Genomic DNA, 15,394 nt, shown 5'->3' with positions numbered 1-15,394 from the left:
AAAAGAGGTCTGTGACCTCTTTTCCATTGCTATAAAATCCGATGGAGTCCATTCTGTAGGAGGACACGCCAGCGTAAGCGAGGGATGCCTCTGAGGAAACTCCGCACGCGCTGTGCCACTTGTTGCTTGTAGCTCTTGCCTCCTTGTGCAAAGACCCCTTTTCGACTCCAGTAGCCTTCGACACTGCGATCATTTTTAGGGGCTAGATAGCGAACACCTTGACGATAAAGGACCTGCTTCCGAAAGGCTGGGTCCCAAGCTTTGACGGGATCAATATCTAAGTCCTTATGGGTCCGTCCCCTAGCCAGCCCGTAGTTAAAACTAGCCCCATTGACAATGCCATTTTCAGAAACTTCTACTGGATCGACTTCATTGAGAAAACGCCCGGCTTGATCGAGAATATACTCCGTATGGAAATTTAACAAGACCTTGAAATTGACTTGTTGGGAGACCTCTGATGGATAATGAAGGTGACCATCTGGCCCTAGGGAGACCTTATTGTGAAGGCGGGCAGCCGCATAAGCATCCACCGTGACCGCTCTAGCCTCCTGTAGGTAAGCTTGTAAGGCCTCCTCGTCAGTCTGTCCAGCTCTGGCCTCATGCGTCCGAATCCACTGAGCTTGGTAACTTGACAGTAGGTAGCGCAACTGGTGAACCTGGCGTTTCAAGAGCTGATCTCCCGACTGATCTGCCAAGGGATCCTTTCTAAAAGCGATTTGCACGACGCGTGAAAAAGCCTTCCAAAAGTCGGAACCTGGCGGACAATCGGGAGCCATCCTACTCAGAAGAAAAGCTGTTTCTTCACAAGTTCCAGACAAGTCACTTGGCATAAGAAGAATTTTCATGACTCCCCTCAGCAAGTCTTGAGCAGCAGTTTCCGTTAGATCCTTGATCTCTTGAAACCACATGTTTTGAAACAGAGGACTGGCAAAGAAAAAGACAGACTGGTATTGTTCTTGGTAGGCTTGTGGATCTTTCAATCCCTGCAAGTGCTTCTCTAGATAGGCTAAACTATTTTCTCTCCAGCCTAGTCTCGCTAATTCCCGTCTGTTCATGATGCCGTCCTTTCTATGCTTCTATACTACCATCTTTTGGAGCTTGAGACAATTCTCATTACTCCACTAGCGTTTTTGAGGATTTTTTTGATATACTAGAAGTGAGCGAAGAAAAGAGGAAAGCATGACACCAAACAAAGAAGATTACCTCAAGTGCATTTACGAAATTGGCACAGAAGTAGAAAAAATCAGTAATAAAGAAATTGCCAGTCGCATGCAGGTCTCTCCACCCGCTGTGACCGAGATGATTAAGCGCATGATCTCTGAGGGTCTCTTGGTGAAAGATAAGACCCATGGCTATCTACTAACAGATCTGGGCTCGCAATTGGTCTCTGATCTCTACCGCAAGCACCGCTTGATCGAAGTATTTCTGCTGAAAAATCTTGGCTACACAACTGAAGAAGTCCATGAAGAGGCAGAAGTTCTCGAGCATACCGTTTCTGAACATTTCATCGACCGGCTGGATCACATGCTTGGAAATCCTAAGACCTGCCCTCATGGTGGGACAATTCCAAAGAAAGGTGAAAGGCTTGTCGAAGCCTACCAAGACCGTCTCAGTGAAACGACTGAGCCTGGTCTGTATATTCTGCAAAGGGTCTATGACACCTATGAATTGTTAAAATTTTTAGACCAGATCCATCTCCAAATTGGTGATACCATCGCGTTTCAACGGTACGATGACTACACAGGACTCTATCACTTAGTCATCCATGGACAAGAAATTTCTATCAACCAAGTGATCGCCCAACAACTCTATATTGAAAAACATGCAGTCTAATCCGACTGCATGTTTTCTTACTTATGGATTTTTTGTATCTAACAAAATCGTCACTGGACCATCATTGATCAATTCAATCGCCATATCGGCCCCAAAGATCCCTCGTTTGACAGGGACTTCTTTTTCTAATTGATCATTAAAGGCATCATATAACTGACTGGCCATATCTGGCTTGGCAGCCCCTGTAAAAGCAGGACGGTTGCCTTTTTTGGTATCCGCAAAGAGGGTAAATTGAGAGATCGATAAGATTTCCCCTTGGATATCTTTGACCGAAAGATTCATCTTATCTTCCTCATCTGAGAAAATACGCATCTGCGATACCTTGCGAACCGCATAATCCAAATCCTTCTGGTCATCCTCAGGCCCCACTCCCACTAGGAGCAACAAGCCTTGCTGGATCGCATTGTAGACTTGACCATCAATGGAAACTGAGGCACTCTTAACCCGTTGAATCACTAATTTCATTTTACTATCCTATATTATAAATCTATTTGGCATTCACTACTAACCTTCAAAGAACATCAACTTCAGACAAAGCAGCAAGACACAGACAGTACTTCAGTACGGCAAGGCGAGCTAACCAACTAATAAAAGAGTTCTGACCATGTTCTTACTTACTTCAAAGAAAATCGGCTCCAGACAAGGCAGTGCGACGCAGGAAGACTATCCGAAAACCAAAGGCTGTTCAGTTGCTTTTAGGGCAAGGCAGCGAGACACAGACAGTACTTCAGTACGGCAAGGCGAGCTAACGAAGCTATAAAAGATAACTGAGTAGCCGATTAGCCGTTGGTACGCTTAACAGAGTACACCTCCGGCACACTCTTAATCTTATCCACAACCGTTGTCAACATCGATAGGTTCGGAATCCCAAAGGAAATGTGGATATTGGCAAATTTCATGTCTTTGGTTGGTTGGGCATTGACAGTTGAGATCATCTTAGCTGTATTGGAAAGGACTTGGAGTACATCGTTCAGAAGTCCGGCTCGGTTGAGTCCGTAAATATCGATGTGGGCGATATAGTCTTTGGTCGTGTTGTTATCTTCCCATTCTACATCGATCAAGCGTTGCTCGTAGTTGTCTTGAGCGCGAAGATTCATACAGTCTCTGCGGTGAATGGCGACCCCACGTCCTTTGGTGATGTAGCCGACAATTTCATCGCCTGGAACTGGGTTACAGCACTTAGCAATCCGAATCAAGAGGCCAGAAGCTCCTTGGATAACCACGCCACCTTCATGACGAACCTTCAAGGTATCTTTTTTATTTTCAACCTTGACCTCGCCACCTTTGACTAGCTCTTCTGCTTCTGCGCGTGCCTTGGCCCGTTCTTCTTCCCGGCGTTCATCCTCCGTCAAGCGGTTAAAGATGGTAATAGCCCCAATCTCTCCAAAACCAATCGCCGCAAACAAGGCTTCTTCTGTCTTATAGCTTGATTTTTGTAACACTTTGTCCATGTGCTTTTTGTCCATGAACTTATTGGCTACCAAGTCATGCTCGTGGAATTGGGCCATCAAGAGGTCACGACCCCGGTTAATCGACAATTCCTTGTCTTGATTTTTAAAGAATTGACGAATCTTGTTGCGCGCCTTGCTGGTTTTGACAAGGGTCAGCCAGTCACGGCTCGGACCAAAGGAGTTGGCATTGGTGATAATCTCCACCTGGTCTCCCGTCCGAAGTTTGGTATTGAGGGGCACCATCCGGCCGTTGACCTTGGCACCAATCGCTTTTTCCCCAACCTTGGTGTGGATTTCATAGGCAAAATCGATCGGTCCGGAATCTTTCGGAAGCGAGCGCACGGTTCCATCTGGTGTGAAGACGTAAATTTCTTCTGCCAGGATGTCTTCTTTTACATTTTCAACAAATTCTTTGGCATCACCTGACTGGTCTTGGAGTTCCATCATCTCCTTGATCCAATTCATTCCAATGGCCGATTCCTTACTGTTGACTTGGCCCTTGATCCCTTTCTTATAGGCCCAGTGAGCCGCAACCCCGTACTCAGCAACCTCATGCATTTCCTTGGTTCGGATCTGGAATTCAATCGGTCCTTTAGGGCCATATACAGTCGTATGGATAGACTGATAACCATTGGCCTTCCGGTTGGCAATATAGTCCTTAAAACGCCCCGGCATTGGCTTCCAGAGCTCATGGATGTAGCCTAGCATAGCATAGACATCGCTGGGGGTATCCAGGATACAGCGGATGGCAATCAAGTCATAGATTTCATCGAAGCGTTTCTTTTTATCCTGCATCTTGCGATAGATCGAGTAGATATGCTTTGGTCGACCGTAAATTTTCCCATGTAAGTGGCGTTCCCCAGCATAGGTCTCAATCTTGTGGACGACTTCTTCCACCAACTCTTCTCGCTCGCGACGTTTTTCCTTCATCATGTGAGAAATCTTGTAGAATTCTGTCTCATTCAAATAACGGAAAGACAAATCCTCCAACTCCCACTTGACGCTAGAAATCCCGAGACGGTGGGCGAGTGGCGCATAAATCTCCATGGTCTCACGCGAAATGCGTTCTTGCTTGTCCTTGCGCAAATGCTTGAGGGTGCGCATATTATGCAAGCGATCGGCTAGTTTGACCAAAATGACACGGATATCTTGAGACATGGCCATAAGCATCTTGCGATGGTTTTCCGCCAACTGCTCTTCGTGGGACTTGTACTTGACCTTCCCGAGCTTGGTCACCCCATCGACGATCACGCGCACATCATGACCAAATTCGCGCTCTAAATCATCTAAAGTCGCATCCGTATCTTCTACGACATCATGCAAAAAGCCGCAGGCGACCGTCACAGCATCCAGTTTCAGCTTGGCAAGGATTCCTGCCACTTGAATCGGGTGAATGATATAAGGCTCGCCAGACTGACGGAATTGCCCACTATGACAATCAACTGCATAGACCAAAGCCTTTTGCACAAAAGCAACATCCTCAGGTGATAAATATTTTTTTGTAAGGGCAACGACTTGGTCCCCTGTTAAATTCTCTTCTTTCGGCATGTAGTTTCTCCAGTTTCTTGGATACTATTTTAACACTTTTAGAAGCAGATGGGAACCAATGAAGCTACTTTAATATACGGATACTACTTTGTCTTACAAAACTCTTGCAAAGCGTTTAACTCCAATTTTTTTCTTCCAACCCCTTCTTTAACAGAGTTTGAAAATTTTCCAGCCAAATCCGAATCAATAGTTCCAATAACCTGATCTAGAGAACTTTCAAGTTCTGTTATACTAGATGAAATTCTTTTTTTAATGCTTTTTTGGTCAACAGTTGCCTTTGTTAAGGCTATTTCCCCCATAAATTTAACACTAAGAAGAGCTGCCATGAAACGCTTATCTTCGTATGTTAAATCATTTGTAAGATCAATTTTCGACATACATCTCCTTTCGTAATTTTGCAATCTCATTCGCATATTTTTCAGAGGCTACCTGTAATTCTTTTTGTTTTAACTGATGCGCTTCCTCAATATGAGCTAGTTCGTGATAGTGCTCTGCATTCAATTCTTCATAAACATCTGATAATTCCCGATAATAATCCGATAAAATTTCCGTATTACCCATCGTCTTAGAGAAATATCCTACTTCCTCTTCCATCATTTCAATGCTTTGTTTTGTAAAACAATACTGATCATGGATATGATTCATTCTTTTCTCTAGTTCTTTCATCTCCATTTTTAATTCTTCTTCAGTACCATTCCATTTTTCTTCTACTTCTCTAATCGCATTAATGTATTCAATCTCTTTGTTACCCATTCTTTACCATTGCAATTGAAATTGGCTTGCTAGAGAAACATCCGTGCCTATTACAGTTGCAATTCCTTTCGCCATGTCTGTTGATAGACTAAAAATACTTTCTTTTATTTTTAGAGTATCTTTTTTAATTTTTTCTAATTCTGTGATGCGATTCGTCTCAATCGTTTCTTTTGTTGCACCAATTTGAGCAAGTGCGCTTATAATATCACTTTCTGTGCAACGGGTCCCTAATACAGTTGAACGGCAAGAAATTAATAACGTCTCCCAGGTTCCTTTTATATCCGCAATACGGAAATCACAGACAGCTAAAATATAATCAGAGGCAATGAGAGTAAACTCCTTCAGCGACTCCACTATTCCCATTGCCTGAGTCGTATCCATGAAAATAAGGTCACTTCCAGAAAGTCCGCTCTTTTTCCAAGTCTCCAATGCTTGTTTCTTTAACTGCAGTTGTTCTTTTGTCTGCTTTATTCGAGCTAACCGATAGTCATCTAAACCCTCTTCTTTGACGTTCAAGTAGCCAGACTTGTAGTCGTAACCACCCCACATATGTTGTTTTCCTAAATTGCCTGCATCCTTACTGTCAATTCGAACAAGTGTTCCAACAACTCCTTCATTCCCCTCTTCAGAATGTTCCCATGTGACCAAGTCACGCTTGTCTATAAAATTAAAAATTTTATATTTAATCTTATCGACCTGTTTCTTTTCTGCATCACTTAACTGTGGATAAAGGTTAGGCGCTTCATATATATAAGCCTCATCCACTCTGTTTAAATACTTATCTTCCAAAGATCCAAGTGAAGCTTGGAGATTTAAGCCCCCTAAAGAATGGGCATAAAATTTGAAACGCGCATTCGGATATCTATCCATTGCTGCTTTTACTTCTTTCGAAGCCGCATCAAGCTGGGAAATTTTCCCGGTTTTTATCCCAAGTCTCTTGGCCATTGATATTTGTAATGCAGTTGGAGCATCGGTGAGCACCCAATCATCTACAGCCCCCATGAAATTTTTATCAAATTTAGCTTCCGATCCCTCAAACAAAATTGTTACTTCATGCACATCTTCTGGTCTGGTTTCATGAGTGATTTTTTTATCTGTCACAATATATCCATTTAAACCAGATAGAGCTCCTTGAAACCGTGCTTTCAAGTCTTCGAGAGAGGAAACCATATCCTCTTCTGGTGCCTGGCCAAAAACTTCAGAAACATAGCCTATTGTTTTTTTCTTATTATCTGTATCAATTTTTACTTTATTTCCAACTTTGTATTTCGTATATTCCTGCCATGCAATATCATTCTTTTGTTCATCATTAAATACCATTTTTAATCTCCTATTAGATTCTGTAGTTCTGTAGACTCAGACATCCCTACAGATCTAATCGGGCCATCTTCACTACTCTTCCTCAATCCCATACTTCCAGTTATCTCTTTATTTCCATTTATAGTCACTTCAAACATTATCCCCCCCATTGGATTGTGTTCGATCGTTTCATCATTAATTTCATACGATTGGATCTTACCTTTTGGCGTCAAGGCATCTGGATCTGTTGCCTTTAGTTCTTCTTCTATCAACTTTTCCACTTCCTTACTATGCACGATCTGAACCATTTCATGTTGAAAATCAAGATGGTTCTTTACAAGTAGACCTCCCCATAGCAACACTCCTAATAGCAACACTCCAAATATATAACGACCGATTTTTCTTTTTGGTTTCATTTTCATCCTCCATAAATTCCTGTAGTATCACTTTACACTATTTAGTTTTCAAATTTATTACTCTTACTTTAATAATTCGTAAAAATTTTTGAAAATAGAAGATTTTTGTAAAAAAAAATAACGAAGCGATTTCTTCACTTCGTTAGTTCATTAATTCTGTAACAACACTCACGGCGCTGAGGGCATAGAGTGGTGCGGTTTCTGCACGGAGAATGCGAGGTCCAAGGCCTGCAAGGACTGCTCCTTTGGCTATAAGACTTTCAATTTCTACAGGGGAGAGGCCACCCTCTGGTCCAAAGATAAAGAGCAATTTTGCCCCTTTTTCAAGACCCGAGACTGTTTGGATAAGCGCAGCGGCTTCTCCTTCTTTGGCTGACTCTTCATAAGCCACTACGATAGAGTCAAACTGGTCCAGTTGGGCTAGAAAGTCTGCCTTTTTCTCAAAAAGGGTAATGCTTGGGACCAAATTCCGCTTGCTTTGCTCGGCTGCTCCAAGGGCGATTTTTTCTAGTTTCTCGACCTTTTTACCCAATTTCTTGCCGTCCCACTTAGCAACGGACCAGTCTGCAGGGAAGGCCCAGATTTGGCTGGCACCGAGTTCCGTTACTTTCTGAGTGATGAACTCGAGCTTGTCTCCCTTGGGAAAGCCTGATGCGATGGTCACTTGGACTGGCAGTTCCACATTGTCAGCTAATTCCTCGATTAGCTCCAACTTACGGGCTTCTACATTTACCACGCGCGCCAAACGCTTGATCCCATCATCAAAGACCAAAGTCACCTCATCATCTTCTTTTAAGCGCATGACCTGAAACATGTGCTTGCTGGTCTCCTTGTCCTCTATGGTGACAGGTGAGCTAGCCAAACCTTTTACAAAATACTGCTGCATGCTAGCCTCCAATCACACCGGAGATATCCTTGGTCTTCTTGAAGACGCAGGCATTCCATTCCCCTTGGATCATGTGGGTTTCAAGGAAAAATCCAGCTGACTCAGCCGACTCACGTACCATGTCCCATTTGTCCTTGATAATTCCACTCATGATCAGGTAACCTTCGTCCTTGACCAAACGATAAGCATCATCTGTCAGATGGATAAGAATATCCGCCAAGATGTTGGCCACGATGACATCTGCCTCAATCTCCACGCCCTTGAGCAAATCGCCCGGAGCTACATGGATGTTTTCCATTCCCGGGTTGAGTTCAATATTTTCCTGAGCGACGCGAACCGCTACGTCATCCAAGTCATAGGCGAAGATTTCCTTGGCACCAAGAAGGGAGCTAGCGATGGAAAGGACTCCTGAACCTGTCCCCACATCTAGCACTGTCTCCCCACCACGAAGAACCTGCTCCAAGGCAAAGAGACTCATCTTGGTTGTTGGGTGAGTTCCTGTCCCAAAGGCCATCCCTGGATCCAGCTTGATAATCTTTTCTCCCGCCGTTGCCTCATAGTCTGTCCATGACGGCACGATGGTCAAGTCATGAGTGATACGAGCTGGTTCATAGTATTTCTTCCAGTTGTCGGCCCAGTCTTCCTCAGCCAAGGCAGTCGTGCCCATCTTAACCTCTCCTAGATCCATAAAATCCGTCAATTCTGCCAAGCGAGCCTGCAAGTCCGCTTCAACCGCTGCTACATCAACCGTTTCCGGGTAGTAGGCCGTCACCACGATTTCTTCTTGTTGTTCGACGTCAGGAAAAATCTCACCGAATCGATCGACATTTCCCACATAGTCCATGCTGTCTTCAATCGCGACCCCTTGGGCGCCTAACTCGATCAAGAGATTAGAGACCAACTCTTCTCCCTCACGCTTTACTGTAACCTTTAACTCTTGCCATGTTTCCATAATTAAGATACCAAGCCCGTAAAACACAAAGCCAAAATAGGAAACTCTCTGAAGATACTTGTGTCTAAGAGAAGTTTATCTTTTTGGCACAGTGTTTAGGGCGGGTTCAGTTTAGAAATTTAACCGAACCATCCTTTCTATTTCTCTATCAATTTTTTCATGTAGACCATATCCATGCCTTCTTTTTCAGGCTCGATATGGGTTTGATGGTAACCATTCTTCTCGTAGAACGCGACCATACCTGCATCCTGTAACACCGTACACAAATCCCACTGTGTGATGGTTGGAAATTCCTCTTCTAGCAAGCGCAATCCTTCAGATCCATACCCTTTTCCTTGATACTGGGGCAAAATCGCTGCGGTTCCCAACCAAGCTTTCGTTAACTCTTCATTGGTCTGAATTCGTAAAAAACCTATCTTTTCTTCATCTTTTTTTACAAAGTAGTAATAGCTATTGGGACGCTCCACTAATTTCCACTTAATTCGTTCGCGGTCCTCGAGATAAGGGTCATATTCATCATGGTATTTTTCATAAACAGCCTTAAAGCTGGCTCTCTGAATTGCAATAATAGTTTCTAAATCCTCTGCTCCCGCTCGAACAAGTGTTATCATAAACTTTCCTCCAAATAATCCCTCAATCTCCCCTGTAGCTGAGGCACTGCCTGTTTAGACTTCAAAAACTCCTCAATAGGCATCAGTTTATAGCCCTGCCCTTCATCTCCAAAGGTAATATTGTCAAATTGTTCTTGTCTTAGCTGACCAACCATAAAGACCGATTGCTTGCCTTCAAAGATTACGCTAGGATAAATTTTTCCCCAAAGCAAACAATCTTCATTTAAATGAATTCCCAGTTCTTCATGAACTTCACGCGCTGCGCATTCAAAGGGACTTTCATCCCCTTCACGGCCACCACCTGGCAACTCCCACATGTTGGGACAAGGGATATCGTCCTTGTCATCACGTAAGATAGTCAAGACCTTATCCCCACAAATCAAGGCAATCTTGCAACCTTGGAAATCCATTCTGCTATCTAATAATTCCATGATATTTACTCTTTTCTATGATAACAATTACTCTCTAGGAAAATACGAGCTAGCTTTCTTCGATTACTTTTTGGCACTCTGCATCCCAGTACGCCTGCCATCTACCATGTTTTTTTAGCAAAATAAACCGTAAACTCATCATTTATATAATCTGCAACATATCGAAGATTAGGCGGATTTTCCTCACCATTTAATATCCAAGGATGGAAGTAAAATGTCCTTTCCCATCTCTTCTGAGTATAGCCGAGATCCTTGGCATACTGAGGGATGGGTTGTTGCATCTCACTTTCCAAATAGGACTGAATGGCATTGTCAATACTATTTAAACGAGCTAATAGTTGTTGGAACTGATCTTCCTCTTCCGTTTTAAAACCAACTAAAAATTCAAATTCCGCAAAGTCTTCAGGAAATTCAAGTTCTGTGACTGTGCCATCTTCTGCATAACGTCCCTCCTCATCGACAAGGCGACGAGTTCCAGACTTCAACACTCTCTCGAAATCTAAATTCGCAAAGCGATTACGGGGAAGAATGCAAACTGATTGCTCAGATTTATCTGACCTTCTCCTGAAAAACTGTTTGACTTTTTCTAGCATAGTTTTCCCCTTCTCCTTGAATCCAGTATTCAAAAAAACCACTTAGAATCTTTTCTAATATCTCGGATAGGGATAAAACGTGCTTTCTTCTAGGCCAACTTTGCCTTCTTCAAAAACTTCTTGGTTCCAGACGATCTCAAAGCTCTCTGCTTCTTCGTCTGCTAAGAAATCCATGAGCTCATCCAAGGCCAGCTCGGCTGTATCTCGAAGGAAAGTCGCAAAATAAGCTAGAAACTCCCGAGACAATCCTTTTTTAGGCTCATAAGGAATCGTCGTTAAATAGGCATCTTCCTCCACATGCGACTTGGCTGGATTGTAAAAGAGCACGGCTTCTTCAAAGAAAATATCCTCATCAGACTCTTCACCCGCTTCATCAACCAAGGCAACCCCTCCTGTATTCTGTGCTTCCAAGAGGAAAGCCACTTCTACCGCATGGTTTTTCTTATCCCAATTGATCTCAAAATCAAAAGGAAAAACCTTGTCCATCTCCTCTTCTAAAATATCCAAAAATCCATATTTAGACATAGCGTCCTCTTTCTAATTTCCCACTCTTAGAGCGGAATATGATACAATAGTTACTACAATCTTACCATAAAAAACGCCTCTTTGAAAGGAGACAAAGCTAGAAAGGAGAAGGAAATGCCCGACAATCTCGCACTCCGTATGCGCCCACGGACGATCGATCAAGTCATTGGTCAACAACACCTGGTCGGAGAAGGCAAAATCATCCGCCGCATGGTCGAGGCCAATCGTCTGTCTTCCATGATTCTCTATGGACCTCCGGGGATCGGAAAGACCAGTATTGCTTCTGCCATCGCAGGAACGACCAAGTATGCCTTTCGGACCTTTAATGCAACGGTTGACAGTAAAAAACGCCTCCAAGAAATCGCAGAGGAAGCCAAGTTTTCAGGTGGCTTGGTCCTGCTTTTAGACGAGATCCATCGCCTTGATAAAACCAAGCAAGATTTTCTTTTGCCTTTGCTCGAAAGCGGTCTGGTCATCATGATCGGTGCAACGACTGAAAATCCCTTTTTCTCTGTCACACCCGCTATTCGTAGCCGCGTACAAATCTTTGAGCTGGAACCGTTGACGACGGAGGAGGTCAAGCAAGCTCTAAAAACGGCGCTAGATGATCCCGATCGTGGCTTTGACTTTCCTGTCATTCTCGATGAGGACGCTTTGGATTTTATCGCTACTTCGACCAATGGAGATCTTCGTTCCGCCTTTAACTCTCTCGATCTGGCGGTGCTGTCGACCTCTGAAAATGCAGAAGGCATCCGCCATATTACGCTAGAGATCATGGAAAACAGCCTCCAGCGTAGCTACATCACCATGGACAAAGATGGAGACGGCCACTACGATGTGCTCTCTGCCCTACAAAAGTCTATCCGTGGTTCGGATGTCGATGCTAGTCTCCACTATGCAGCTCGTTTGATCGAAGCCGGAGATCTACCCAGCCTAGCTCGTCGCTTGACTGTCATCGCTTATGAGGATATCGGTCTGGCCAATCCAGATGCGCAGATTCATACCGTGACAGCGTTACAAGCAGCTGAGCGCATCGGCTTTCCTGAGGCCCGCATTCTCATCGCCAACATCGTCATCGATCTAGCCCTTTCGCCGAAATCCAACTCAGCCTACGTTGCCATGGACAAGGCGCTGGCTGATCTTAGAAGTTCTGGCAACCTTCCTATTCCTCGCCACCTCCGCGATGGTCATTATGCTGGAAGCAAGGAACTGGGAAATGCGCAAAACTATAAATACCCTCACAACTACCCTGGCAACTGGGTCAATCAGGACTACTTGCCAGACAAGCTCAAACACGCTTCCTACTTTATTCCCAATGAAAATGGCAAGTACGAGCGTGCTCTCGGAGCCACCAAGGAGAAGATTGATCAATTTAAGAAAAAGTGACATCGGTTTCAAAAAATTGAGATTTTTCCTTGAAATATTTTCAAAATGTGGTATCATATACATATAGAAACGCTGTGGTGTACGACTTCACACTTAAGTGTTGACCGACTATTTTTTGTATTATTAGGGAAACAAAAGACTTCTGGCAGTATGCAGGCCGTTTCACGCGGAAGCAGCTAAGTCAGAGCGAGTTGCCCACCTGCTTAATTGCGCGGGTTCAATACAAATCGTGAAGTATCGGCACCAATACAGCTTTTTATATTTGCCTCCTTAGCTCAGTTGGTAGAGCAGTAGACTCTTAATCTATGGGTCACAGGTTCGAGCCCTGTAGGGGGCATCTACATACAACAGGAAAAAGCCTTGATTTACAAGGCTTTTTTGTTTGTCTATAACTGATTTGCCCCATCATTTGCCCCACATTTTTTTATGAGCAATCTTTCCAGACATCTCTGACTACGAAAAACAAAAAAGCTATCCTACCTTTGCAAATTTAGATAAGATAGCAGAATATTTTAATGCAACTCCAACTCAACTTTTTGGAACAAGTAAGGAGATTGAATTAGAAAAGAGTGTTCTTGAATCGAATGAATACTCTGATAAAGTAAGTGAGATCTTAAAGGCTGTCAAATACATCGAACATTTTCTAGAAACTGATGGACAGTACTTAGAGGATTTACTTTACCTAACAAGAGGCAACCAACTATACACAGAAGATGGAGATGAGTTGTATATTGATCCAACTTCTCAGAAAAGAACATTTCATAACCAATATGAACCTGGTTTTATTGTAGCAAGAGATAAATCCCCACTAGAACTCTTAATTGAAAATAAGGACCTATTAGATTAAAAAAGCGAGGATATGTACTGATCCCAAAAGTTAGACAGAAAAAAATCTAACTTTTGGGATCAGTACATTTTCAACTCTCTTATTTATTTTCTTATCTCACATAATTACTTCACATGTCCAGGCTCATCAAATTCATTTTTTTCAATAACATATGCCACATTTGCATCCTTATTGATCAAAGAACATATATCTATTATATTACAAAAAGCTCTCTGACCGCAAAATTCCGTTAATTTACTACCTTATTCCTACTTTCTATTTTCTATTTTACTTTTCTGATAAATAAGATTATAATAAGGGGTATTTATTTTCGGAGGTTTTTATGTCATTTCTATCAAAAAATTGGGCAGGACTGTTAGCCTGTCTGATCATTTCTATCATCTCTTGGGTTTTAGGAGGCTTTCTGCCTGTTGTGGGAGCACCTGTTTTCGCCATTTTTATCGGAATGATTCTCTACCCCTTTCTCACTCCCTATAAACAACTGGATGCTGGTTTGACTTATAGCTCCAAAAAATTGCTTCAGTATGCTGTTATCTTACTTGGTTTTGGACTCAATATCTCTCAAGTTTTCGCAGTTGGAAAATCTTCCCTTCCTGTCATCCTTTCGACTATTTCTATCGCTTTAATTATTGCTTTCTTTTTCCAACGATTTTTTAACATGGATACAAAGCTAGCTACCTTGATTGGGGTAGGCTCTTCTATCTGTGGCGGTTCTGCCATTGCAGCGACTGCTCCTGTTATTCACGCCAAGGAAAAAGAAGTAGCCCAAGCCATTTCTGTTATCTTTTTCTTCAATGTCTTGGCAGCTCTTATCTTTCCAACTCTAGGTTCTTGGCTCCATCTCTCCAACGAAGGTTTTGCTCTCTTTGCGGGTACTGCGGTCAACGATACTTCCTCTGTAACAGCCACAGCTAGCGCCTGGGATAGTCTGTATCATACCAATACTCTAGAATCTGCAACCATTGTCAAACTGACTCGTACCTTAGCTATTATCCCTATTACTCTCTTCCTCTCCTATTGGCAAAGCCGTCAACAAGACAACAACCAAGGAGTAAAGCTTAAAAAAATCTTCCCCGTTTTCATTCTCTACTTCATCCTAGCTTCTCTGCTAACTACCGTCCTTACTTCTTTTGGTGTTAGCAATAGCTTCTTTTCACCTCTCAAACAGCTCTCCAAATTCCTCATCATCATGGCTATGAGTGCTATTGGTCTCAAAACTAACCTCGTTGCTATGATCAAATCCAGTGGAAAATCCATTCTTCTTGGAGCCCTTTGCTGGATTGCTATCATCCTGACTAGTCTTGGCATGCAATTACTCATCGGTATTTTCTAAGAAAAAAGGGAGCCTAAAGGCTACCTCAGAACGTAGACAGACGTCATTTTTGGCGTTTGTCTTTTTGTATGTTCAAAGATATTTTGTCTTATCATCTACTATTCCATCCAAAAATCTGATTTAAAGCAAAATAAAAAGGGATATTCCCTATCTGAACTGCACCCTAAAAGTTAGACAGAAAAATCTAATTTTTGGGGTGCTTTTATTATGAAATTAACTTTTGAAGATAAAGTTCAAATATATGAATCAAGAAAGCAAGGAGAGAGTTTTAGGCGACTTTCAAATCAATTTGGGATAAAGATTTCTAATCTTCAGTACATGATTAAATTGATTGATCGTTATGGAATAGAAATCGTAAAAAAAGGAAAGAATTGTTACTATTCTCCTGAACTAAAACGAGAAATCATTGATAAAGTCTTACTTGAAGGTCGTTCACAAAGAAGTGTAAGCCTTGATTATGCTCTCCCAAACCAAGGAATGCTTCCAAATTGGCTGGCACAATACAAGAAAAATGGGTATACTATTGTTGA

17 protein-coding genes, 1 tRNA gene, 1 other RNA gene and 1 pseudogene are annotated in these 15,394 nt (G+C 42.6%); 7 read left to right on the top strand and 13 right to left on the bottom strand.

Annotated elements, in window-relative coordinates:
- Nucleotides 1–29: 29 nt before the first annotated feature.
- Entirely contained in the window at nt 30–1,055 is a 1,026-nt protein-coding gene (locus NFR56_RS00940) for a DUF3114 domain-containing protein (RefSeq protein WP_251457104.1), read from the bottom strand.
- A 124-nt stretch (nt 1,056–1,179) separates the two neighbouring features.
- Here NFR56_RS00940 and NFR56_RS00935 point away from each other — a divergent pair, with 124 nt between their 5' ends.
- A complete protein-coding gene (locus NFR56_RS00935) occupies nt 1,180–1,833 on the top strand; it encodes a metal-dependent transcriptional regulator (RefSeq protein ID WP_251457101.1) in 654 nt (217 codons plus the stop codon).
- 21 nt (nt 1,834–1,854) lie between these two features.
- On the opposite strand, the gene dtd is transcribed toward NFR56_RS00935, so the two are convergent.
- The 12 genes and pseudogenes from dtd to NFR56_RS00875 form a co-directional block, all read right to left on the bottom strand.
- Nucleotides 1,855–2,298, bottom strand: coding sequence for a D-aminoacyl-tRNA deacylase (gene dtd / locus NFR56_RS00930; RefSeq protein ID WP_049486459.1), 444 nt, complete (start codon nt 2,296–2,298; stop codon nt 1,855–1,857).
- A 314-nt stretch (nt 2,299–2,612) separates the two neighbouring features.
- Entirely contained in the window at nt 2,613–4,832 is a 2,220-nt protein-coding gene (locus tag NFR56_RS00925) for a RelA/SpoT family protein (protein ID WP_013904522.1), read from the bottom strand.
- Between the two features lie 83 nt (nt 4,833–4,915).
- Nucleotides 4,916–5,209, bottom strand: coding sequence for a hypothetical protein (locus tag NFR56_RS00920; RefSeq protein WP_023919596.1), 294 nt, complete (start codon nt 5,207–5,209; stop codon nt 4,916–4,918).
- Nucleotides 5,196–5,585, bottom strand: a complete 390-nt coding sequence (locus NFR56_RS00915) for a hypothetical protein (protein WP_023919598.1) — start codon at nt 5,583–5,585, stop codon at nt 5,196–5,198. Before NFR56_RS00915 ends, NFR56_RS00920 begins: the two co-directional genes overlap by 14 nt.
- A 3-nt stretch (nt 5,586–5,588) precedes the next feature.
- A complete protein-coding gene (locus tag NFR56_RS00910) occupies nt 5,589–6,905 on the bottom strand; it encodes a hypothetical protein (RefSeq protein ID WP_023919600.1) in 1,317 nt (438 codons plus the stop codon).
- 2 nt (nt 6,906–6,907) lie between these two features.
- On the bottom strand, nt 6,908–7,300 hold the full coding sequence (locus NFR56_RS00905; RefSeq protein WP_021154325.1) for a DUF1310 family protein: 393 nt from the start codon (nt 7,298–7,300) through the stop codon (nt 6,908–6,910).
- A 142-nt stretch (nt 7,301–7,442) separates the two neighbouring features.
- Nucleotides 7,443–8,186: a 16S rRNA (uracil(1498)-N(3))-methyltransferase gene (locus tag NFR56_RS00900; RefSeq protein WP_251457098.1), complete on the bottom strand. Its 744-nt coding sequence runs from the start codon at nt 8,184–8,186 to the stop codon at nt 7,443–7,445.
- 1 nt (nt 8,187) lies between these two features.
- Nucleotides 8,188–9,138 carry a 50S ribosomal protein L11 methyltransferase gene (gene prmA / locus NFR56_RS00895; RefSeq protein ID WP_049486462.1) on the bottom strand — a complete coding sequence of 317 codons (951 nt, stop codon included), beginning with the start codon at nt 9,136–9,138 and terminating at the stop codon, nt 8,188–8,190.
- A 137-nt stretch (nt 9,139–9,275) separates the two neighbouring features.
- Nucleotides 9,276–9,749 carry a GNAT family N-acetyltransferase gene (locus NFR56_RS00890; protein ID WP_251457095.1) on the bottom strand — a complete coding sequence of 158 codons (474 nt, stop codon included), beginning with the start codon at nt 9,747–9,749 and terminating at the stop codon, nt 9,276–9,278.
- Complete coding sequence (locus tag NFR56_RS00885; RefSeq protein ID WP_251457092.1) at nt 9,746–10,180, bottom strand: NUDIX hydrolase; 435 nt, start codon at nt 10,178–10,180, stop codon at nt 9,746–9,748. Before NFR56_RS00885 ends, NFR56_RS00890 begins: the two co-directional genes overlap by 4 nt.
- A 49-nt stretch (nt 10,181–10,229) precedes the next feature.
- Nucleotides 10,230–10,773 (bottom strand): annotated as a pseudogene (locus NFR56_RS00880) (hypothetical protein).
- Between the two features lie 54 nt (nt 10,774–10,827).
- Complete coding sequence (locus NFR56_RS00875; RefSeq protein WP_251457086.1) at nt 10,828–11,298, bottom strand: DUF3013 family protein; 471 nt, start codon at nt 11,296–11,298, stop codon at nt 10,828–10,830.
- 114 nt (nt 11,299–11,412) lie between these two features.
- Here NFR56_RS00875 and NFR56_RS00870 point away from each other — a divergent pair, with 114 nt between their 5' ends.
- The 6 genes from NFR56_RS00870 to NFR56_RS00845 all read left to right on the top strand — a co-directional run.
- A complete protein-coding gene (locus NFR56_RS00870; protein WP_251457083.1) occupies nt 11,413–12,684 on the top strand; it encodes a replication-associated recombination protein A in 1,272 nt (423 codons plus the stop codon).
- A 66-nt stretch (nt 12,685–12,750) separates the two neighbouring features.
- Nucleotides 12,751–12,943, top strand: a non-coding RNA gene (ssrS, locus tag NFR56_RS00865) — 6S RNA.
- Between the two features lie 5 nt (nt 12,944–12,948).
- Nucleotides 12,949–13,021 (top strand) — tRNA-Lys (locus NFR56_RS00860).
- Nucleotides 13,022–13,117: 96 nt separating this feature from the next.
- Nucleotides 13,118–13,531, top strand: a complete 414-nt coding sequence (locus NFR56_RS00855) for a helix-turn-helix domain-containing protein (RefSeq protein WP_081103087.1) — start codon at nt 13,118–13,120, stop codon at nt 13,529–13,531.
- Between the two features lie 322 nt (nt 13,532–13,853).
- Nucleotides 13,854–14,864, top strand: coding sequence for a YeiH family protein (locus NFR56_RS00850; RefSeq protein WP_031576934.1), 1,011 nt, complete (start codon nt 13,854–13,856; stop codon nt 14,862–14,864).
- A gap of 207 nt (nt 14,865–15,071) precedes the next feature.
- On the top strand, nt 15,072–15,394 hold a 323-nt coding region (locus NFR56_RS00845), incomplete at its 3' end, for a transposase (RefSeq protein ID WP_251457080.1).

Origin of the sequence: Streptococcus caecimuris (assembly GCF_943193075.1) — a bacterium.
GTDB classification, from domain to species: Bacteria; Bacillota; Bacilli; order Lactobacillales; family Streptococcaceae; genus Streptococcus; species Streptococcus caecimuris.
The sequence above is the reverse complement of the archived record's forward strand: the minus strand, read 5'-3'. Positions and strand labels throughout refer to the sequence as shown.